At 64.2% G+C, this 19,922-nt stretch carries 22 protein-coding genes; 11 read left to right on the forward strand and 11 right to left on the reverse strand.

Annotated elements, in window-relative coordinates:
- Positions 1 to 45: 45 nt before the first annotated feature.
- The 3 genes from DSM104635_RS16285 (at position 46) to DSM104635_RS16295 (ending at position 929) form a co-directional block, all read left to right on the forward strand.
- Positions 46 to 486, forward strand: coding sequence for a (deoxy)nucleoside triphosphate pyrophosphohydrolase (locus tag DSM104635_RS16285; protein ID WP_158767224.1), 441 nt, complete (start codon positions 46 to 48; stop codon positions 484 to 486).
- Entirely contained in the window at positions 483 to 644 is a 162-nt protein-coding gene (locus tag DSM104635_RS16290; protein ID WP_158767225.1) for a Flp family type IVb pilin, read from the forward strand. The genes DSM104635_RS16285 and DSM104635_RS16290 overlap by 4 nt, the downstream gene beginning before the upstream one ends.
- Before the next feature lie 90 nt (positions 645 to 734).
- A complete protein-coding gene (locus tag DSM104635_RS16295) occupies positions 735 to 929 on the forward strand; it encodes a hypothetical protein (protein WP_158767226.1) in 195 nt (64 codons plus the stop codon).
- On the opposite strand, the gene DSM104635_RS16300 is transcribed toward DSM104635_RS16295, so the two are convergent.
- Positions 926 to 1,486, reverse strand: coding sequence for an HNH endonuclease (locus DSM104635_RS16300; protein ID WP_158767227.1), 561 nt, complete (start codon positions 1,484 to 1,486; stop codon positions 926 to 928). The two genes, DSM104635_RS16295 and DSM104635_RS16300, sit on opposite strands and share 4 nt — an antisense overlap.
- A 175-nt stretch (positions 1,487 to 1,661) precedes the next feature.
- Positions 1,662 to 2,339 carry an alpha/beta hydrolase gene (locus DSM104635_RS16305; protein WP_158767228.1) on the reverse strand — a complete coding sequence of 226 codons (678 nt, stop codon included), beginning with the start codon at positions 2,337 to 2,339 and terminating at the stop codon, positions 1,662 to 1,664.
- Between the two features lie 49 nt (positions 2,340 to 2,388).
- Between DSM104635_RS16305 and gluQRS the strand changes: the two genes are divergently transcribed.
- Both gluQRS and DSM104635_RS16315 read left to right on the forward strand, forming a co-directional pair.
- A complete protein-coding gene (gene gluQRS, locus DSM104635_RS16310) occupies positions 2,389 to 3,228 on the forward strand; it encodes a tRNA glutamyl-Q(34) synthetase GluQRS (protein WP_158767229.1) in 840 nt (279 codons plus the stop codon).
- A gap of 204 nt (positions 3,229 to 3,432) precedes the next feature.
- Positions 3,433 to 3,720, forward strand: a complete 288-nt coding sequence (locus DSM104635_RS16315) for a hypothetical protein (RefSeq protein WP_158767230.1) — start codon at positions 3,433 to 3,435, stop codon at positions 3,718 to 3,720.
- On the opposite strand, the gene DSM104635_RS16320 is transcribed toward DSM104635_RS16315, so the two are convergent.
- Both DSM104635_RS16320 and DSM104635_RS16325 read right to left on the reverse strand, forming a co-directional pair.
- Positions 3,717 to 4,001 (reverse strand): hypothetical protein, encoded by a 285-nt coding sequence (locus DSM104635_RS16320; RefSeq protein ID WP_158767231.1) that lies wholly within the window; start codon positions 3,999 to 4,001, stop codon positions 3,717 to 3,719. The genes DSM104635_RS16315 and DSM104635_RS16320 overlap by 4 nt on opposite strands.
- Positions 4,002 to 4,012: 11 nt before the next feature.
- Complete coding sequence (locus tag DSM104635_RS16325; protein WP_158767232.1) at positions 4,013 to 5,170, reverse strand: serine hydrolase domain-containing protein; 1,158 nt, start codon at positions 5,168 to 5,170, stop codon at positions 4,013 to 4,015.
- Between the two features lie 56 nt (positions 5,171 to 5,226).
- Here DSM104635_RS16325 and DSM104635_RS16330 point away from each other — a divergent pair, with 56 nt between their 5' ends.
- Positions 5,227 to 5,541, forward strand: a complete 315-nt coding sequence (locus tag DSM104635_RS16330; RefSeq protein ID WP_158767233.1) for a hypothetical protein — start codon at positions 5,227 to 5,229, stop codon at positions 5,539 to 5,541.
- On the opposite strand, the gene DSM104635_RS16335 is transcribed toward DSM104635_RS16330, so the two are convergent.
- Complete coding sequence (locus DSM104635_RS16335; protein ID WP_158767234.1) at positions 5,538 to 6,023, reverse strand: hypothetical protein; 486 nt, start codon at positions 6,021 to 6,023, stop codon at positions 5,538 to 5,540. The two genes, DSM104635_RS16330 and DSM104635_RS16335, sit on opposite strands and share 4 nt — an antisense overlap.
- A gap of 85 nt (positions 6,024 to 6,108) precedes the next feature.
- Positions 6,109 to 9,132, reverse strand: a complete 3,024-nt coding sequence (locus DSM104635_RS16340) for an L-glutamate gamma-semialdehyde dehydrogenase (RefSeq protein ID WP_158767235.1) — start codon at positions 9,130 to 9,132, stop codon at positions 6,109 to 6,111.
- 163 nt (positions 9,133 to 9,295) lie between these two features.
- Between DSM104635_RS16340 and DSM104635_RS16345 the strand changes: the two genes are divergently transcribed.
- Positions 9,296 to 10,432 (forward strand): glycosyltransferase family 4 protein, encoded by a 1,137-nt coding sequence (locus DSM104635_RS16345; RefSeq protein WP_267129081.1) that lies wholly within the window; start codon positions 9,296 to 9,298, stop codon positions 10,430 to 10,432.
- On the opposite strand, the gene pstA is transcribed toward DSM104635_RS16345, so the two are convergent.
- The 4 genes from pstA to DSM104635_RS16370 all read right to left on the reverse strand — a co-directional run bounded on the left by pstA (position 10,422) and on the right by DSM104635_RS16370 (position 15,055).
- Positions 10,422 to 11,618, reverse strand: coding sequence for a phosphate ABC transporter permease PstA (pstA, locus tag DSM104635_RS16355; protein ID WP_228445727.1), 1,197 nt, complete (start codon positions 11,616 to 11,618; stop codon positions 10,422 to 10,424). The genes DSM104635_RS16345 and pstA overlap by 11 nt on opposite strands.
- Positions 11,618 to 12,529, reverse strand: coding sequence for a phosphate ABC transporter permease subunit PstC (gene pstC / locus DSM104635_RS16360; protein ID WP_228445728.1), 912 nt, complete (start codon positions 12,527 to 12,529; stop codon positions 11,618 to 11,620). The genes pstA and pstC overlap by 1 nt, the downstream gene beginning before the upstream one ends.
- Positions 12,530 to 12,630: 101 nt before the next feature.
- Complete coding sequence (locus tag DSM104635_RS16365; protein WP_158767237.1) at positions 12,631 to 13,650, reverse strand: PstS family phosphate ABC transporter substrate-binding protein; 1,020 nt, start codon at positions 13,648 to 13,650, stop codon at positions 12,631 to 12,633.
- An 85-nt stretch (positions 13,651 to 13,735) separates the two neighbouring features.
- On the reverse strand, positions 13,736 to 15,055 hold the full coding sequence (locus DSM104635_RS16370) for an OprO/OprP family phosphate-selective porin (RefSeq protein ID WP_158767238.1): 1,320 nt from the start codon (positions 15,053 to 15,055) through the stop codon (positions 13,736 to 13,738).
- 498 nt (positions 15,056 to 15,553) lie between these two features.
- Here DSM104635_RS16370 and DSM104635_RS16375 point away from each other — a divergent pair, with 498 nt between their 5' ends.
- Complete coding sequence (locus tag DSM104635_RS16375) at positions 15,554 to 16,765, forward strand: type III PLP-dependent enzyme (protein ID WP_158767239.1); 1,212 nt, start codon at positions 15,554 to 15,556, stop codon at positions 16,763 to 16,765.
- A 42-nt stretch (positions 16,766 to 16,807) separates the two neighbouring features.
- On the opposite strand, the gene DSM104635_RS16380 is transcribed toward DSM104635_RS16375, so the two are convergent.
- Entirely contained in the window at positions 16,808 to 17,635 is an 828-nt protein-coding gene (locus DSM104635_RS16380; RefSeq protein ID WP_158767240.1) for a DUF2306 domain-containing protein, read from the reverse strand.
- A 123-nt stretch (positions 17,636 to 17,758) separates the two neighbouring features.
- Here DSM104635_RS16380 and DSM104635_RS16385 point away from each other — a divergent pair, with 123 nt between their 5' ends.
- The 3 genes from DSM104635_RS16385 to DSM104635_RS16395 all read left to right on the forward strand — a co-directional run bounded on the left by DSM104635_RS16385 (position 17,759) and on the right by DSM104635_RS16395 (position 19,922).
- Positions 17,759 to 18,766: an AraC family transcriptional regulator gene (locus DSM104635_RS16385; RefSeq protein ID WP_158767241.1), complete on the forward strand. Its 1,008-nt coding sequence runs from the start codon at positions 17,759 to 17,761 to the stop codon at positions 18,764 to 18,766.
- Between the two features lie 36 nt (positions 18,767 to 18,802).
- Positions 18,803 to 19,462: a cyclase family protein gene (locus DSM104635_RS16390; RefSeq protein WP_158767242.1), complete on the forward strand. Its 660-nt coding sequence runs from the start codon at positions 18,803 to 18,805 to the stop codon at positions 19,460 to 19,462.
- A 73-nt stretch (positions 19,463 to 19,535) separates the two neighbouring features.
- Entirely contained in the window at positions 19,536 to 19,922 is a 387-nt protein-coding gene (locus DSM104635_RS16395) for a hypothetical protein (RefSeq protein ID WP_158767243.1), read from the forward strand.

The raw sequence follows: 19,922 nt of genomic DNA on the forward strand, positions 1-19,922 counted from the left end.
CGTGAAGGTTTACGCCGCTAAACCATCCCGGCTCACGGCTTTTTCATGCAAACGAGCGACAGTCCCGGTTCATCGCGGCGCCTCCTTCTGGTGGCGGCGGCTGCGTTGTTCGATTCATCGGGGCGGGTGCTGATCACGCAGCGGCCGCACCATAAGCAGCTCGGCGGCCTCTGGGAGTTTCCCGGCGGCAAGGTCGAATTGGGGGAAGCTCCCGAACACGCACTGGTGCGGGAGCTTAAGGAGGAACTGGATTTGACCGTCGAGCCTGACGCTCTCGATCCGTTCGCGTTCGCTTCGCACGCTTACCCGGATTTTCACCTGCTGATGCCGCTTTACGTCGTCACCAAATTTGGCGGCGTGATGAGACTTGATCCGAACGCGGCTCAGGATGCGGCCTGGGTCAAACCAGCAGACCTGCGTCGCTACGAGATGCCGCCGGCGGACGTCGTCCTCGTCAATCGCCTGATTGAACGGAACGCGACATGATCAAACGTTTCCTCACCGACGAAAACGGCACGACGTCCATCGAGTACGCCGTTATCGCCGGCCTCATCGCCATGGTCGTCATCGTCACGGTCGGCTTGATCGGAGAAGAGGTCGGGGCGGTCTTCACCAACGTTGCGGCCGGCTTCCCCGACGCCTAAAGGCGCGAATATTTCAGTTCTGTTTCAGCGCCGACCGATTGGCGCAACGATCCCCGGCCATAAGGCGCGCAGTCTTACTCGGGGAACGTCATGGACTGCGCCCAAGCTCTCGCCATCGCCGCCGCCGCACTCGTCATGGCTCAAACCGTCCATCCCGCACGGAGCGTAACGCAACGTGCGGAAACCTTCGTTGAGGCCGCGCTCACACGCGCGTCGTTCGAGCACCCGCGGGCGATGATGGCGCCGCAGCAATGCAGTGAAGCGCCCAAGGCCATTCGCCTCTAAGCGTCCAGTTCGACGTCCCAGTACAGATAGTCCATCCAGCTGTCGTGCATGTGGTGCGGCGGGAAGCGCCGGCCGACGTGTTGCAATTCATGCATGGTTGGACGCCGCGGCTTGCGGCGCGGACGCATGGCGGCGTGATGGGCGTACTTGCCGCCCTTGCGCAGATTGCACGGCGCACACGCGGTGACGATGTTTTCCCACGTCGTCCGTCCGCCACGCGAACGCGGCACGACGTGATCGAACGTCAGATCGCTCAGATCGCCGCAATACTGGCAGGTGAAGCTGTCGCGCAGGAACACGTTGAACCGCGTGAACGCCGGCGGGCGATCCTGGTGCACGTAGTCCCGGAGCGAGATGACGCTGGGCAGCTTCATCTCGAACGACGGCGAGTGCACCACCTGGTCGTAGTGCGCGACGACGTCGACGCGCTCCAGGAACACCGCTTTCACGGCTTCCTGCCAGGGCCAGAGGCTCAGCGGATAATAGGATAGCGGGCGGAAATCGGCATTGAGCACCAGCGCCGGACAGCCCGCCAAAGGGACGCTGGAAACGTTCATTGGCGGCCGCTCCAGAGGGGCCGCTGAACGATCTGGGTATGGTCGAGGGTACTCTTGAAGACACCGCTCCTTTCGCTGCCGCCAGTATAGCACATCGGCTGGTGGCAAGCGCGAACCAGCTATACCTGATTTGGGACGACAGGTTCGTGACACGGCGGCAACGCCCGCGAAAATCTCAGCTCGCAGCCAGGATTTGCTTGGTTTTCAAGGCCATGGCCAAGAACGCGCCGCCCAGCTCGAGCCCGTCTGGCCCGATCGAGTGAGGGACGCCGTACGAAACGTGCCATTGTGCGCCGTGCCCGGAAGCGGCCAAGGCCTCGGCTGAGTCGAACAAGGCGGGGATCGGAATGGTCGGGTCGCGGTCGCCGTGGATCAGCAGGATCGGCGGCTTCGAGCGCATTTCCTCCTTCAGCGTCCGCGCGCCCACCAACACGCCGGAATAGCCCAGCACGCCCGCGACCTGCTTCTCGCGCCGCAAGCCGACATGCAGCGCCATCATTGTGCCCTGGCTAAAGCCAACCAGCACAAGCCGCTCTGGTGGCAGCCCATAGCGCTCCAATTCGCGATCAATAAAGCGATCCACCGATTGCGCCGCATGGCGCGCGCCCTGCTCCATCAGGTTCGGATCGAGATTGGAGATCGGAAACCACTGATAGCCGCCCAGCGCGCCCGGCGCCGGCTCGATGGCATTGGGCGACACAAACGCCGCCGTCGGCAGCGCTTCGGCCCAATACGGCGCAAGGCTGATAAGATCGGCGCCGTTGGAGCCGTAACCATGCAGCAGGATCACCAGCGCATCGGGCTTGCCGCCACGCACCGGCGGAACGCGCGGGCCGCCTAAGAACACTGTCATGACCGCCTAGCTAGCGGCTCGCGGGCGCGAACGGTAGCCTGCCCCTGCCGTGAGTTTCGTCACCCGCTTCGCACCCTCGCCGACAGGCTACCTGCACCTCGGCCACGCCCTCTCGGCGCTGACCGCGTTCGACGCCGCGCGCGAGGCTGGCGGGCGGTTCATTCTGCGCATCGAAGACATCGACCAAGGCCGCGCGCGGCCGGAGTTTGAAGCGGCGATCTTTGAGGATCTCGCTTGGCTTGGCCTGGAATGGGAAAAACCCGTTCGCCGCCAATCCGAGCACATGGCCGACTACGAAGCGGCGTTGCGCCAATTGAGTGAGCGCAACCTGGTCTATCGCTGCTTCCGCACCCGCAAAGAGATCGCCGACGCCATCGCCTCCGCGCCGCACGAAGCACAGGAAGCGTTTCGCGGCGAAGCGCTGCCGCCGAGCGAGGAAGACGAGAAGCTCGCGGCTGGCGAGCCGTTTGCGTGGCGCTTGTCGTTGAAGAAGGCGCGCGCCGCGCTTGGCCCCGCTTACTTCGCGCTCGTGTTTGAAGACGAAACCGGCCTCGTCCGCGCCGAACCGGAAAGGCACGGCGACGTGATCCTCGCACGCAAGGACTTCCCAACTAGCTATCACCTCGCCTCGGTTTGGGACGATGCGCTGCAAGGCGTAACGCACGTGATCCGCGGCGAAGATCTACGCGACGCGGCGCATCTGCACGTGTTGTTGCAGAAACTGCTCGGTCTGCCGCAACCCGTGTATCGCCACCACCGGCTTGTACTCGGTGAAGACGGCAAGCGCTTGGCGAAGCGTGATCAAGCCGCGACACTGCGTGTCCTGCGCGAAGCCGGCAAAACGCCTGACGATGTGCGTGCGATGTTGGCTAATGCGCCTTCACCATAACGCGCGCGTTGCTATGCCGAATGGCCGCGACAAAGCGCACATGCGAAAACACGCCAGCACCACAAATCCCAAACGCAATCCTAACCAAAAAAGTTGACACTGACGTCACGCAGAAAGCGCCAGCCGCAAAATGCGGCGATGTGAACGACAATGTTATGGGTGGACACTAACTATTTCGGTCCGGACCGCCGCTGCAAGCGCACGATGCGTATGCTCGAGCGCCGCCGCGAAAACTACGCCGGCCCTGCGCCGTCGCTGTCGATCGCCATGCGTCAGCTCCGTATGCGCGTGCTCGATGCACAAGGCGCGGCCGCGCCAGCGTTCGCCGAGCGCCTCCGCGGCGTCGCGCAGATCGCACGCATGCACAACGAACCTGGCGCGTCGAATGCGCTTAACGCGCTGTCGACGACGTTGACTGGCGCGCGCGGCGCCGACATGCGTCAAAAACTCTATGACGGCCTCGATCGCGCCAACGCAGCGTTGCGCGCCTAATCTGGATAGTGCCGGTCGCCGGGCCAGCCTTCGATCGCTTCGATGGTCTCGTGCGCGGACTCGAGCTTGTGGTCTGGCACGTTGGAAATACGCGCCGCTTCGATCCACGCTTTGATCGCCGTCGGCGCCAGCCGATCGCGGCCGCAGAGCAGGAAGAACGGCTCGTCCTTCGACAGCGCTGAAAGCGAGCCGTGCTCCAGATTGGCGGCCAGATACTTGAAGCCGGCGTCACGCAGCAGCTTCGCCGCTTGCAGTTTCGCGTCGCGTCCTTCGTCCGACATTTCGCGCCTCCTTACCGATCGCCGTAGGCGCCGATCACGCGCGTCGCCCAGTCGCCCAGCGCATCCCACGCTTCGGCGCCGCCGTCAAAGCGCCCGAGCCGCACCAGCACCAAGTCTTTTGATGGCACGACGACAACGATCTGCCCTTCATAGCCCTGCGCCGAAAACGCATCCGCAATACCAGGGTCGGTAATCAGCGACCGCGCCGGACGCCCCGGCCCTTGCGACGGCGTCAGCCACCAACCGGCGCCATACGTGTCGGTATTCTGAGCCGGCCCAGGCGTGCGACCAAAATCGACCCAGCCTTCCGGCAACAGACGTTCGCCGTCCCATACGCCGTCGCGCAGATAGAGATAGCCGAACCGCGCAAAATCGCGCGCCGACGCCCAGATCAGCGAGCTGCCGTAAAACGTCCCCTGCGGATCGAACTCGACGACCGGATGCATGCCGATGCGATCGAACAACTGCTCGTTCATCCATGCCCGCACCCGTGTGCGGCGATCGTTTGCGTCGCGCGGATCGGACACGATCACCCGTGTCAGCGCGTCCGACACCAAGATCGTGTCGGCGGAGGAGTAATTCCAGGTCGTGCCCGGATCGTGGATCAGCGGCCTTTGGGCAGCCCAGCGCGCGATATCGCGGCGGCCATCGCCGAACAGCATGCGCGCATTGCCGGCGAGCGTGACATCCTCATTGCTCTCCTGATAATCGAGCCCATCGACCATCTGCATCCATTGCCGCCAAGTGATCGACGCGCGACGATCGCCCGCACGCCAGAGTGGATTGCCCATCGGCGCATCAATCGAGACTTGCCCATCCATCACCGCGGCGCCGACCAAAGCATGCGTGATCGATTTCGCCATCGACCAAGACGTCAGCCGCGTCTCGCGCGTGTAGCCGTCGCCGTAGCGCTCGAACACGACGCGCCCGCCTTGCACGATCAACACCGCGCGCGTTTCGCCGAGCTCTGGGTGCGGACCAGCAAACGCCTCCGTCATCGCCAGATCGAACGTCGCCGCGTCGAGATCGCGCGGTTGTGGCGCGGCTTCCCAATCCGCGCCCGGCCACGCCACGCCCGCGGGCTGTGACTGCAGCGGCGCCAAGGTCTGAGCGCTCGCGCTTGCCGCGACGACAACCCAAACCAAAGCCACCAAAGCATTCCGCAGCATGACGTGTCCCCTCGCCTTCGCTATGCTCGATTGCGGAAGCATAGGGGGAGGCGGCGGTGTCGCGCAAACGCTGGATGGTCATCGGCGGACTGGTGCTGAGCGCGATCGTGCTTTCGAGCGTGGTCTGGTCGCTCCGCGACGATGTCGCCTACGCCCAGATCGCCGCCGGCTATGCGGCCAAAACCACCTGCTCGTGCCTGCACGTCAGCGCGCGCAGCTTAGACTCCTGCCTCGCCGACCTACCGGAAGACGCGCGCGGCAATTTCACCATCACCGAAGACGCCGACCGCGTGCGCGCCAGTGTGCTGTTCGGCGCCATCAGTGCGGAAGCGATCTACGAAGACGGCTTCGGCTGCCGGATCGAGAACTAGACCAGCCACCCCTTCGGGTTCGGCACGGGCTTGCGCATCGTCGCCAACACCAGCCCGATCAACGCGCGCAAACCCGCCCAAATCAGCACGATCACGTTGCCCCAGAACACGATCCGCACATACCAAGTCATCACGGCGCCGGAATCGCGCGGCAGCACGAGGCTTGGCAAGCTCAGCACCGTCGTGATCGCGAACGCGATGATCAGCGTGCGCAGCGCCTGCTCGTGATGCGTCGCCGCCCACGGCGTCGTGTCGGCGCGGCTCGAAAACGCGATGACCCCCGCGGCAATGCCGAGGCCAAGACCAACGAACTGCATGACCTGTCCGCCGATCAAGAACGGCAGCAGGAAGCACAGGATCGTCAGCGCGTGCACCAGCACCGCCTTGCCGCGATGCGTCTTGAATCCCATGCCGCCGCTTTGCTGCGGACGGACGGGGCGCGGCGGCGGGCGGCGAAACGGTGTGACGTTATCGTGGGACATTATGGTTATGGCAGTACGGCAATAGGGCAGTAGGGCAAAGGCCCCGCTAACATACTGCCCTACTCACCTACTTGCCCTAACTCCCTTACAGATTCAGCAAATGTGGATCGCCGCCTTGGGCTGCGATGTTGACGCTGATGGCGCGCTCTTCGGCAAAACGCGGCAGGTAGAACGGCCCACCAGCTTTCGGCCCGGTGCCGCTTAAGCCCGAACCACCAAACGGCTGCACGCCAACAACAGCGCCCACGATGGTGCGGTTCACATAGACATTGCCCGCCGGCACCGCCTTCTTCACGTCGTCCGCGAAGCTTTCCAGCCGCGAGTGGACGCCGAGCGTTAGGCCGTAGCCTTTCGCCGCCAGCTTGGCGCCGACATTGGCGATATCCGACGGATCGTAGCGCACGACGTGCAGGATCGGGCCGAACACTTCCTTGTCGATCTGATCGAGCGATTTCAGCTCGATCACCGCCGGCCCAAAGAAATTACCACCAAGCTTCGAGACATCGAGCTGCTTCAGCACCTTCGCCTCGGTGCGCATCTTGGCGATGTGTTTGTCGAGATTGGCTTTCGCTTCAGCATCGATGATCGGGCCGATGTCTGTGAACGGATCGGCTGGATCGCCGATCACCAGCGTGTCCATGGCGCCAAGCAGCGTTTCCAATATCCCGTCCGCCGTATCGTTCGGCAGGAACAGCACCCGCAAGCTGGAGCAACGTTGGCCAGCGCTTTGGAACGCCGACGCGATCACATCGTCCACCACCTGCTCTTTGAGCGCCGTGGTGTCGATGAACATGCCATTCAGCCCACCCGTCTCCGCGATCAACGGCACGATCGGGCCATCCTTGGCCGCGAGCGTACGATTGATGATGCGCGCGACTTCGGTGGAGCCGGTAAAGGCCACGCCGGCGATGCGCGGATCGCCGACCAGTTCGCCGCCGACCTTGCCGTCGCCTTGCACCAGCTGCAGCACATCGCGCGGCAGACCGGCTTCGTAGAACAGATTCACCGCCGCTTCCGCGATGCGCGGCGTTTGCTCGGCCGGCTTGGCAATCACCGCATTGCCCGCAGCAAGAGCCGCCGCGAGTTGGCCCGTGAAAATCGCCAGCGGGAAATTCCACGGGCTGATGCAAACGAACACGCCGCGCCCGTGCAACTCGAGATGATCGGTCTCGCCAGCCGGCGACGGCAACGCGATTGGCCCGGCCAGTAAGCGCTCTGCCTCCGCCGCGTAGTAGCGGCAGAAATCAATCGCCTCGCGGACTTCGTCGATCCCGTCCTGAAGCGAGCGCCCAGCTTCGCGCGCAATCAGCGCGCACAAGGGATCGTGGTTGGCTTGCAACGCATCGGCCATCGCACGCAGGATCGCGCCCCGCTCCGCGCCACCACGCGCATCCCATTCCTTATGCGCCTTCAGAGCCGTGGTGACCGCCACATCAACGGCAACGCTTGTCCCGCTCTCGCTCAGCTTTTGCTTCGGCTTACGCAGAGCCTCACGATCCGCCTCGACCGAAAGATCGCGCCCAGTCGAATTCTTCCTGCTCGCGCCGAACAGTTGCGGCGGCGGTGGCAAACGGCGGTGACGATGCGGATTGGCCTCCAACGTCGCCATGGGATCGGCGGCGACCACATCCGGCGACACGTCATCATCCAGGAACGAGTGCACGAACGACGTGTTGGCGCCGTTCTCCAACAACCGCCGCACCAAGTACGGCAACAGATCCTCGTGCCCTCCAACAGGCGCGTACACGCGCACCGGCACGGGATGCTCAAGCGCCGCGTAAAGCGCTTCGCCCATGCCGTGCAGGCGCTGAAACTCGAACTGATCGCGCCCAGCACTCGCGCCCATGCGGCGCACCGCAGCAACCGTGTGCGCGTTGTGCGTAGCGAATTGCGGGAAGATCGCGCCGCCGGCGCGGAAGAGATCGCGCGCGCAAGCCAAGTAGTGCACGTCCGTCGCGGCCTTCGTGGTCCACACCGGGAAATCGACGCGCCCCTGAATTTGCGCGCGCTTCACTTCACCGTCCCAATACGCGCCCTTCACCAACCGCGTCTGGATCGTGGTGCCGCGTTTGCGCGCCAGCTGCGTCAAGAACTCGATCAGCGCGCGGGTGCGCTTCTGATACGCCTGGATCGCCAGCCCCAAGCCTTCCCATCCCTTCAGCGACGGCTCCAGGGCCAGCCGCTCGAACAAGTGCATCGACATCACCAAACGGTCCGCCTCTTCGGCGTCCATGGTGAGTCCGATGTTGTATTTCTTGGCTTGCTCCGCGAGTTGCAGCACCCGCGGATAAAGCTCGTGCATCACCCGCTCTTCCTGCCGCGTCTCGTAGCGCGGATGCAGCGCCGAGAGCTTCACCGAAATGCCGTTCGACGCATGCGGCCCCTTGTTGCGCGCGTCCTCACCCACCGCATCGATAGCATTGGCGTACGCCGCCAGATAGCGCACCGCGTCCTCATTGGTGCGGGCGCCTTCGCCCAGCATGTCGAACGAATAGCGCGTCGCGCCACCCGCGCGCACCATGCTCGCGCCGCGCTTCAAAGCCGCGTTGATGTTGCGGCCGAGCACGAACTGCTCACCGAGGATACGCATCGCCTGCATCGCGCCGGCGCGCACCACCGGCTCGCCCATGCGCTTGGTCAGCTTGCCGACAACTTCGCTCGCTTCGCCTTTCAACTCCTGCGGCAGGTTCACAACGTGCCCTGTCATCATCAGGCCGAACGTGCCGGCGTTGACCAGCCAATGATCCGACTTGCCCAGGTGCTCCGCCCACTGCCCGGTCGAAATCTTCTCGGCGATCAGCTTGTCAGCGGTTTGCTCGTCCGGCACCCGCAACAGCGCTTCGGCCAAGCACATCAGCGCCAGACCCTCGGCGTTCGAGAGCCCGAACTCCTCCAGAAAGCTTTCCATCACGCCCTTGCGGCGCTTCAGCCCGCGCGCCCGCACCACCAGATTGCGCGCCTCGGCAGCGACGCTGGCGCGGCCCGCAGCGTCGAGCGGCGCGTCAGCCAGAAGCGCTGCTACAGCAGCGTCCTCGTCGACGTATTTTAGGGCGTCGAGTTGATCCCAATCGATGGCGGCGGACGGGTGTGGCGTCGGGGCTGATTGCATGGGCGCCATTTGCGCGTCTTGGGCCGTAAGGGCAAGGCGGCGCCGTGTCCCCCTTGCGGCGCCCGGCCCCCTGGGGCAAACCCCGCCCGTGACAACCGAAGCCCCGGCGCCTGCCACGGCGAACCACGACAGCGCGACTGAGACGCCGCCGCTCGCCACCAAAATTCTGCTCGTAACGGACGCCTGGGAGCCGCAGGTGAATGGCGTCGTGCGCACGCTCTCCAGCACCAACAACGAACTCAAGGCCATGGGCTGCGAGGTCGAGGTGGTCTCGCCCGCGGACTACCCCAACACTGTGCCGCTGATCACGTACTCGGAAATCCGCCTGGCGCTGGGCGCGCGTGAGGACGTCGAGGACCGCTTCCTCGCCTTCGCGCCGGACGCGGTGCACATCGCCACCGAGGGCACGCTAGGCTGGGACGCGCGCGCGATCTGCCTCAAGCACAAGTTTCCGTTCACGACGAGCTACCACACCCAGTTTCCGGAATACGTCCACGCGCGCTTCAACTGGATTCCGCTCTGGGCTGGCTATCGCTTCATGCACGCGTTCCACGACAGATCTGGCCGCGTCATGGTGGCGACGCCGACGATGCAGAAGCAGCTCGAGCTGCAAGGCTTCCGCAACACCGCGATCTGGAGCCGCGGCGTCGACATCGAGCAATTTCATCCGAGCAAGCGCGGCATCGATGGCGGCGTCTTCAAGGATCTGCCGAAACCGGTGTTCGTATATGTCGGCCGAGTCTCGGTTGAGAAGAACATCGAAGCGTTCGTCGCGCTCGATCTGCCGGGCTCCAAAATCGTCGTCGGCGGCGGACCCGCGCTTGAGGAGCTGAAGGCGAAATATCCGAACGTACACTTCACCGGACCCAAGTTCGGCGAAGAGCTCGCGCGCCACTACGCCGACGCGGATGTCTTCGTCTTCCCGAGCTTCACCGACACGTTCGGCCTCGTGATCCTTGAAGCCGCCGCCTGCGGCACGCCGGTCGCCGGTTACGTCGCGCCCGGCCCACAAGACATTCTACCGGGCACCGGCGCCGGCATTGTCGACACGGATCTGCGCAAGGCCTGCCTGGAAGCGCTTCAGCTGCGCCGCGAAGACGCGCGCGCGTTGGCGGAGCGATATTCCTGGCGCTCTTGCGCCGAGGAATTCCGCCGCAACCTGGAGCCGCTGCCGAAAGAGCGCGGCCGCCGCTTCTGGCACAAGCTCCGTGACCTCCGCGCCCGCGCCAAGGAGCGCCGCCGGCTCGCGAAGGAAAAGAGGGTGCGCGAACGCGCCGCTAAGGGTCAGCCTACCACTTGATGCTTCGGCGCAGCCTGTAGCGCAGGAAGATCGCGGTGCCGTTCATCAGCAGCGTGATGCCGAGCAACACGAGGCCCGCCGCCGCCGCGATTTCCAGGAACTCGGCCTGCGGCCGCGAAGTCCAGTTGAACATCTGGATCGGCATCACCGTAAATTCCGAGCCAAGCCAATGCGTCGGCGACCAGCTTGCGACCGCGTCACCCCACGTCGCCACCGACTGCACGGTCGAGCCGTGCGGCAGGTCGTACGTCTGCCCGCCAACCACCGGCATTTCGGTGAAGTCCGGCAGCACCACGACGCCGTCGTGCGCGATGCGCACGCTTTCGGTCGCGTCCGGCGTGACCGGCGCGCCGTATTCATCCACTGCGCCGATGACTTCGAATGCCGCATCGCCGGGCCGCGTGATCGGCAGGAACGCCACGAAGGTGAGGCCGCCGATCATGATCAGCGGCGCTGTCTCGCCCAAAGCGCGCGAAATGCCGATGATGACGCCGGTGACGACGCCGGGCAGCGCGTACGGCAGCACGTGATGCTGCGTCGTCTGCCACTTGGTGGCGCCGACCGCGAGCGCCCCTTGGCGCATCTCCTGCGGCACGCTGCGCACAGCTTCCCGCGTGGCGACGATGACGACCGGCAGGATCAACAGAGAGAGCGTGATGCCCGCCGTCAGAATTGATTGGCCGAACATGTCCGCCGCGGCCTCACGGAAACCTTCAGGCAGAAAGGCAAACCAACGGTTCGGATTGCCGAGGAATTGCACGAAGATGCCGACGGCCATCAGGCCGAACAAGATCGATGGCACGCCGGCCAAATTGTTCACTGCGATCTCGATGGCGCTCGTGACGGGATTCTTGTGCGCATACTCTTCGAGATAGATGCCAGCCATGATCCCGATCGGGATAGCGAACAGCGCCGTGGTGGCGATCACCAAAAGCGAGCCGACCCACGCCGAGAGAATGCCAGCATCAGCCGCCTCGGATGACGGGAAGCTCCAGAAGAACGCCGCGGATAGACGATGGCCGCCGTCGTGGATCAGCTCGCTCACGAGCGCGACGAGGGTGCCGAGACCGATGATCGTGGCGATGATGCCCCAGATCACGAAGGCCGCGTCCTTGAACTTGCGCGTGCCGAGGCCCGGCGGATGCTCCGTGATATCGCGAACGCGTTGCACGTCGACGGCAGCCATTAGTAGGCCTCCCGGTAGCGGCGCTGCAGGAAGAACGCCACGAAGTTGAAGAGCAGCGTCAGCACCAAGAGTGCGAGGCCCGCCGCGAAGATCGAGTTGTACTCAAGCGTGCCGAACGGCAGATCACCGAGCGCGACTTGCGCGATGAACGCTGTCACCGTCGCGCCACCTTGCGCGGGAGTCGTCACCATTTGCGGCTGCGTGCCGCCGGCGACAACCACGATCATGGTTTCACCGATCGCGCGCGACATGCCCAGGATGACGGCGCCGACAACGCCCGATACTGCCGCTGGCACCACGACGCGGAACGACGTCTCCAGGCGCGTTGCGCCCATGGCGAACGAGCCCTCGCGCATCGAGCGTGGCACAGCGCGCATCGCGTCTTCCGAAAGCGACGCGATGTAAGGAATGATCATCAGCCCCATCACGAGGCCGGCGCTGAGCAGATTGAACGACGGCAGCTCGATGCCGAGCGGGCGGAGCGCTTGTTGGAGCATCGGCGTCACGAACAGCAGCGCAAAGTAGCCGTAGACGACAGTCGGCACCGCCGCGAGCAGCTCAAGCGTCGGTTTGATGGTTTCGCGGGTGCGGTGGCCGGCGAACTCGGAGAGCCAGATCGCCACCAGCAACCCGAGCGGGACGGCGACGGCGAGCGCCACGAGCGTTGACATGAAAGTGCCCGTCAGCAGCGGCGCGATGCCGTACTGCGGATTGTCGAACAGCGGCGTCCACGTGGTCGAGGTCAGGAACTCGATCGCCGAAACCTGAGCGAAAAATTTCGTCGATTCCGACACCACGACATAGACGATGCCCAGCACGATCGCGATGGCCACCGCGGCGGCGGCGAAGAGCAGGCCTTCCATGATGCGCTCAGACACGCGCACCTTCTTCTTTGTGAAATCCCGTTCCACGCCCTGCCCCTTCGACTCACGCGTTTTGCGCGGTTTCGAACCGTATAGCGGAGTTGGGGCGGGGGGTTAACGCCCCCCGCCCCATCCGTTTTGCAGTGCTGTTAGTCGTTGACTGGCGTCTGAACCAGACGGCGAGCCACAACGTCCTCGATGCTGGCGCCGATCGCCGCGCGGCCACCGAAGGCGGTGCCGATGCGGCGCTGCTGCGCGCGCTGCAGGTAGGCGGTGTAGGCGGCGGCCGGCAGGGCCACATAGCCAACGCGCTCGGAAACCGTGGCGGCGTTGTTGATGTAGTACTGCACGAACTGCTGCACTTGCGGACGGCGCAGAGCGGCGGCGTTCACGTAGATGAAGATCGGCCGCGACAGCGGCGCGTATGAGCCGTTGCGAACCGTGGCTTGGCTCGGCGTGACCGGGCCGTTGCCGTTGTCGATGGCGACAGCGTGCAGACGGCTTTGGTTCTCTTCGTAGTAAGCGAGGCCGAAGTAGGCCATGCCGCCCGGGTTGTTGGCGACGCCTTGGACCAGCACGTTATCGTCTTCCGACGGCGTGTAGTCGGTGCGCGACGAACGCGCCGTGCCATTCACGGCTTCCGTGAAGTACTCGAACGTGCCTGAAGCCGAGCCCGGACCGTAGAGTTGCATGGCCAGATTCGGGCCGCCGACAGCGCTGAAGTTATTCACACGCGAACCGGTCGACCAGATTTCGCGGAGCTGAGCGACCGTGAGCGAGCGAAGCGGGTTGGACGGGTTCACAACGACGGTGACGCCATCGAACGCAACCGGGATTTCCACGTATTGGATGCCGGCGGCTGCGCAGGTCGCCATTTCGCTCGAACGGATCGGGCGTGAAGAGTCGGCGATGTGAATTTCGCCGCGGCAGAACTTGCGCAGACCAGCCGACGAACCCGACTCGCCAACCGCGACTCGGATGCGGCCTTGGGTTTGTTGCTGAAAGCCTTCGGCAACCGCTTCCGAGATCGGAAACACCGTCGATGAGCCGTCGATTTGGATGGTGAAAGGCGCGCCGGCCTGTTGGGCCTGCGCCGGTGCGGCGACGAGCGCGACCATCGCGGCGGATGCCGCGATCTTGCTCAGCGCCTTGAAGAATTGCGTTTGCATGTGAAGTGCTCCGATTGAACCTGGTCCCTCAGGTGGGTGGAGGCGCGGCTCTTGGGGACCGCGCCTCCGTTGCTTCGGGGGTGTGTTAGAAATCGAACTGCGTGCGCAGGCTGATGACGTCAGCTTCGGCGTCGGGGGCCGAAATGCCCGGCGCAACCGGGAACGTGTTCACAACCCGATCCATCTCCGTGCTGGCGTAGTTCAGCATGAAGCGCACGTGATCGATCGGCACCCAGTTCACGCCGAAGGCGTAAGCCGTTTGCTCGCCGCGGGCAGTGCCGGCGTCGATGTCGCTCAGGTCGATGAAATCGTAGCGTGCGATCAGGCCCCAATGACCCCAGCCGCCTTCCGTGACCGGATTATGCGGAACGACCGGGCCGAACGAACCTTGGTTGCCGCGATAAGAACGCGCTTCGCCCGTGAGCGACCAGGTCAGATCGACATAGTAGCCGTCGGACTCGACTTGCACGCCGGCGGGGGTTTCGCCTTCAAGTGTGATGTATTCGCCCGTGAAGCCGAACGCATTCCATTGGCCGGCGACTTCAAAGCCGTAGCTCAAGTCGTCTTGCGTGGCGCTGCCCGAAGAGCTTTCAACCCAGCGCGAGCCGCGGCCATTGAGCGGGCGCGGACGATAGCGAAACAGCGCGTCGTCACCGTTGTAGCGTTGGCGCGCGGAAACCCCGAGGTGGAGCAGAGTGACGCCGTCCGGCGACGTTTCGAAGATCGGCGCCCAGGTGAAGCGGCCGCTTATCGAGGTCTGCTCACTGTTGGCGAAGTTGCTGTCGGAGTTGTTGAGCGAGTCGCCATAGACGCCGATCGCAGCCATCCAGTTTGCGCCCGTGACCAGGCCAGCAACGCCCGCCGCGCGACCGTAGCCGTACGCGTTGATAATGCTGGAGCGCTCAAGGAACGGAATATCGAGGGACGACGTGCGATCTTCCAGCGGCGCGGTGACGTTGTTTTCGCCGATCACGACCGAGAAGAAATCGCCCGCGTATTCGAGATAGGCGTCGTCAACCGCGACAGCGGCGTCGCCGGTGGTGGCGTCGTCACCGCTCGCGCCCGGGTTCAGAACAAAATCGACCTTGTAACGCCAGTTGTCGCTGAAGCGGCCCTGGACGCCGAGAAACGCGCGACGCACATATGAGCGTGAGCCGTCCTCAGCGTCTACGCTTGGCGAAACAAGCGGAGAATCGACGCCGGCGTCCCACTCGTTCGAGTATACGTCGTACTGCAAACGGCCGCGCACCTTGAACCGCTGCTCGCCATCGCGAATTTCCGGCGCGCCGTTCATCGGCTGGATCGTCGGCGGCGGTGGCGTTTGCGCGTGCGCGGCACTGTTTACACCGGTGACGCCGCCCACCGCGAGGGCCGCGAGCGCGACCTTCGAAAGTACATTCTTCATAGAGACCCCCTGGTCAAAACCGAGCCCCAACGTGACGGTTGAGAATCTCTCACCGCTCCTCGGGCGAGGCGGGGGTTAGAACCGCGCGATGACGGCTGCGCGAACGTTCCGCTAAGCAGCGGTGACAGTTCGGTCTCAGTTTTGTGACGTGGCCGGAACACCTCATTTGCGCTTTTGCATGGGCGCGACGGGGGCGCGGTGTGGGTTCAGCGCATCATTCTGACCGCGCAAGGGAAATTAACCATCAATGGCTCTTTACATTGGGGAACGACGCACATACTTCGCACCGTTACCGGCGGACCTGGAAACAGCGTCCACTAACGCCCCCTCGGCCCAGGCCACCTGGTCGATCGCAAGCAACGGGAAGCAGGAAGCTTCTTGGCGATCGTCCGGCGCAAGCTCCCAAGGGCGGACCTGACATTAAAGCATGTCCGACTAACGCCGGCCTGGGAATGAACTGAACCGCCCGAAAGCGGTTACAAGTTTGGGAGCTGCCGGATGGACTCTGTCCTCTCGCCTCTTGATCTGACGGCGCGCGAAGCGCCCGACGGTCCCGTGGCTATTGCCCGCCCGCACCGCGTCCGCGCGGCTGCGACCTGGTTTCGCGAGAACTTTCCGGGCGAGGTGTTTTACGCCGTTAAGGCGAACCCGTCTGAATGGGTGCTCGACGCGCTCTGGGAAGCCGGCATTCGCGGCTTTGACGTTGCTTCCGATGTTGAAGCAGCGCTGATCGCTAACAAGTTCAAGGACGCGCAGATCGCGTTCATGCACCCGGTGAAGAGCCGCCGCGCCATCGGCCGCGCCTTCCACGATTACGGCGTGAAGACCTTCGCGCTCGATAGCGAAGACGAGCTCGACAAAATCCTGGCCGAAACCGGCTTCGCAAAAGATCTGACGCTGGTCGTCCGCTTCGCCGTGCCCGGCGACGGCGCGGCGTACCCGCTTACCCGCAAGTTCGGCGTCAGCCCGGAAGAAGCGCCGGCGCTGCTGCGCAAGACACGCCAAGCGTCGGAAGAGATGCTCGGCGTCTCGTTCCACGTCGGCAGCCAGTGCATGAAGCCGGACGCCTACCGCACCGCGATGGACGGCGTGAACCGCGCCATCGTGAACGCGGGCGTTGTAGTCGACATCGTCGACGTCGGCGGCGGCTTTCCGGCGATCTATCCGGGCATGAGCCCGCGGCCAATGATCGAATATGTAAACGCGATCAAGAACGGCTTCGAAGAAATGTTCGTCGCCCAGAACGCCAAGCTCTGGGCCGAGCCCGGCCGCGCGCTCGTGGCGGAAGCTGGCTCGACGGTCACGCGCGTCGAACTCCGCAAGGGCGACGCGCTTTACCTGAACGACGGCGCCTTCGGCACGCTGTTCGACGCCACGCACCTGAACTGGGCTTTCCCGGCGAAGCTGCTGCGTCAAACGCCAAGCCGCGCCAAGCTCGCGCCGTTCCGTCTCTACGGTCCGACCTGTGACAGCATGGATGCCGCCGCTGGCCCGTTCATGCTGCCGACCGACATCCAGGAAGGCGATTTGATCGAGATCGGCTCGCTCGGCGCCTACGGCACCGCCATGGGCACGCGCTTCAACGGCTTCGGCGAGACGGTGACGATGGAGTCAAACGACTCGCCGTGGCCCAGCATGTACGGCGAAGCGTCCTCGGTGGTCGCTCTGCCCAAGCGCAAGCGCGCGCCGCGCAAGCCGAAGCAGGCTTAAGCAGAGCGTCTCAGAGGCCCGCGCAAGCGGGCCTCTTTCGTTTCAGCCGCCCGTGATCCGCGGCAGCCACATCACGATCACCGCGCCCGCGACGCCCACCGCCGTCGCACCCGCCGCGAACGTCACCACGCCCGCCGTCGCAAGCTTCGCTGCCGCGCCACCGCGCTTGGCCCAGAAGTAAAGCTCCAGCACCGCCAGCGGGATCAGGTAGCTGCCGAAGCCAACGAACAAGTCCGTCGGCCCATTCATCTCATCCGTCGTCCCCGGCGGCCGGCCTTGCGCCGCCAAGATCAAAAAGCCGTACATTACGCGCATGAACCAGACGGCGCTCACCGCAAGAAACAACCGCATCGCCCAGCGCTGGTGAACATCGAATCGCCGCGCCATCGCCGCGCGCCACGCCATCGCTGCGAACACCATGATCAGCACCCCGTCGATTGAAATGCCGACCGCGCTCACTACGCCGCCAAGCTGATCGCGCGCCCATGTCATGTAGATGCCGGCCGCCGCGGCCACGAATGCGATCAGAATGTAGAAGCGACCATTCCAGCGGTGAAACGCGCGCGCATTATTGCGCACGAACGGCATCAGCTGCAGCGTGCCGGCGACCGTGATCCAGAACGCGACGGCAATGTGCGCCACCATCGCGACATTGCCCCAGAGATCGCCGGCGATGAGGCCGTTGACCATAATGTCGTTCCAGCTCGCCCAATTTCCGGCAAACGCGCTCGCGCCGTACTGGACGGCGATGTAGTACGCAAACACCCACTGCCCAATCGCGGCGGGGATAAACCACAGCACGCCAGACGCGCGCAGAATCGCATCCGCCGACACATTTGGCGCCGGGCGCACCGCAACAGCTTCGCTCATTCGGTTCTCCGTCGCGCCGCAGCAGAAAAGCGGCGACTATCGAATGGCGATACGATATCGTTGGCATTCGATATGACGCCATGACGCCACGCATCAAAAGCATGATCGCACGTAGCACCGCCAATGCGTGAAGAGACCGTCTCCTCAGGCTTCGTTCTCGGTCTGCTCGGCTACGCCGTGTCACGCGGCGCCGATCGCGATGCGCTGCTTGCAAGCGCCGGCGTCGACGCATCCGCACTGCAAGATCGCGACACGCGCCTGCCCTACACGCAATACGTTGCACTGATGCACGCGGCCAAAGACGCCACCGGCGATCCCGCGCTCGCGCTGCACTTCGGCGAAGCGGTCGACGTCTCGGACATCTCCATTGTCGGATTGATCGGCAAAGCCTCGGAAACGATGCTCGACGCGTTCGAACAGCTCAACCGCTACGTCCGCCTCATCGTCGATGTCGCGCTGGACGGCGAAAACCGCTTCGCGATGATCCGGGACGCCTCCGGTCTTTGGTTCACCGATATGCGCGCCGCTCCGAACACCTTTCCCGAGCTCACCGAAAGCGCGTTCGCCCACATCATCTCCGGCCCCCGCCGGTCCGGCTTCCCGGAATGGATCAAGGAAGTGCGCGTGACACATCCGCGCCCTGCCTACGGCGACGAGTACGCGCGCGTCTTCGGGACACCAGTCGTGTTCTTCAGCGATCGCAACGCCATGCGGATGGAAGAAAGCATCGTAACCATCAAGGTCGGCATCCTGCCGCGCTACGTGTTCGGCGTGCTAACGGAGCACGCCGACGCGCTGCTGCGCGACCCGGAAAACGCAGGCACCTCACGCGGCCGGGTCGAAAGCCTGCTCATGCCGGTGCTGCACAAGGGCGAAGCGAACATGGACGCCATTGCCGAGAAACTCGGAATCAGCCGGCAGACGCTCTATAGATCGCTCAAAGAAGAGAACGTTACCTTCGAACAGGTTCTGGACGATCTCCGCCACAAGCTCGCGCTCGAATATCTGCGCGCGCAGAAGACCACCGTGAACGAAACCGCCTATCTCGTTGGCTTCTCCGACCCCGCCGCCTTCTCCCGCGCCTTCAAACGCTGGACCGGCAAAAGCCCAAGCGAAATGCGCGGCAGTTAATTTGGCATCGTCTGCGCGCGAGCCTAAGCTCGTCGCATGTCACACTTTGTCGATCTCAGCCACCACATCGAACACGGCATGGAGACGTTCAAAGGTCTGCCGGGGCCGGTGATCTGCGATTACTGGACACGCGAAGCGTCAGAGGCAAACTACGAGGACGGCTCCAGCTTTTCCATCGGTCGCATCGACATGGTCGCCAACACCGGCACCTACGTCGATGCGCCCTTCCACCGCTACGCCGACGGCCGCGACCTCGCGCATCTGCCGCTCGCTTCGATCGCCGAACTCGATGGCCTCATGGTGCGCAACCCGCACGAGAACGGCCTCGCTACAACACCCGAGCATTTCGCCGGCCTCGATGTGCGCGGCAAGGCCGTGCTGATCGCCACCGGCTGGGACGCGCACTGGCGCACGCCTCCCTATTTCAGCGACCACTCATTCCTCACCGAAGAGGCAGCGCGCTATCTCGCCGACAACGGCGCGGCCTTCGTCGGCATCGACTCCCACAATATCGACGACACCCGCACCAAGCGCCGTCCCGTCCACACCATCCTACTGGCCGCCGACATTCCCATCGGCGAACACCTGACGCGCCTCAACGATCTACCGCCGCAAGGCTTCACCTTCCACGCCGCGCCGCCGCCGGTCGTCGGCATGGGCACGTTTCCCGTGCGCGCGTACGCTGTGCTCCGCTGACGCACGCGGCGGCTAGACGCATCCGTTACGGCAGAGGCTGGCGCGCTCGCGCAAACTGGCAGAGCGTTAGCGTATGAACCTGTTGCTCATCGTCTCCGCGATCGCAGGCTTCGGCTGCGCGATTGGCCATTCATATCTGAGCGAGCGCTATATCCTGCGCCCGCTCTACGCCGCGACGAACGGCAGCCGTATTCTGGAAAACCCCGTCAACCGCCGCCTCATGTACGCGATGTGGCATCTGCCATCGATCGCGTGGTCGTTGGTCGCCGCAGCGACTCTCTGGATGTTCTTCGCGCCGCAATGGTTCGACGCCACGGCGAGCACGCTGCTACTCTATTTCGGCATCGGCATCTACATGCCCGCCGCGCTCTGGAACGCGATTGCATTTCGCGGCCCACACGTCGGCAACATTCTGCTGACGATTGCCTCGTTGGCGCTCTGGTTCGGCGTGAACGTGTAG

It is taken from the genome of Terricaulis silvestris, from assembly GCF_009792355.1.
Classification (GTDB): domain Bacteria; phylum Pseudomonadota; class Alphaproteobacteria; order Caulobacterales; family Aquidulcibacteraceae; genus Vitreimonas; species Vitreimonas silvestris.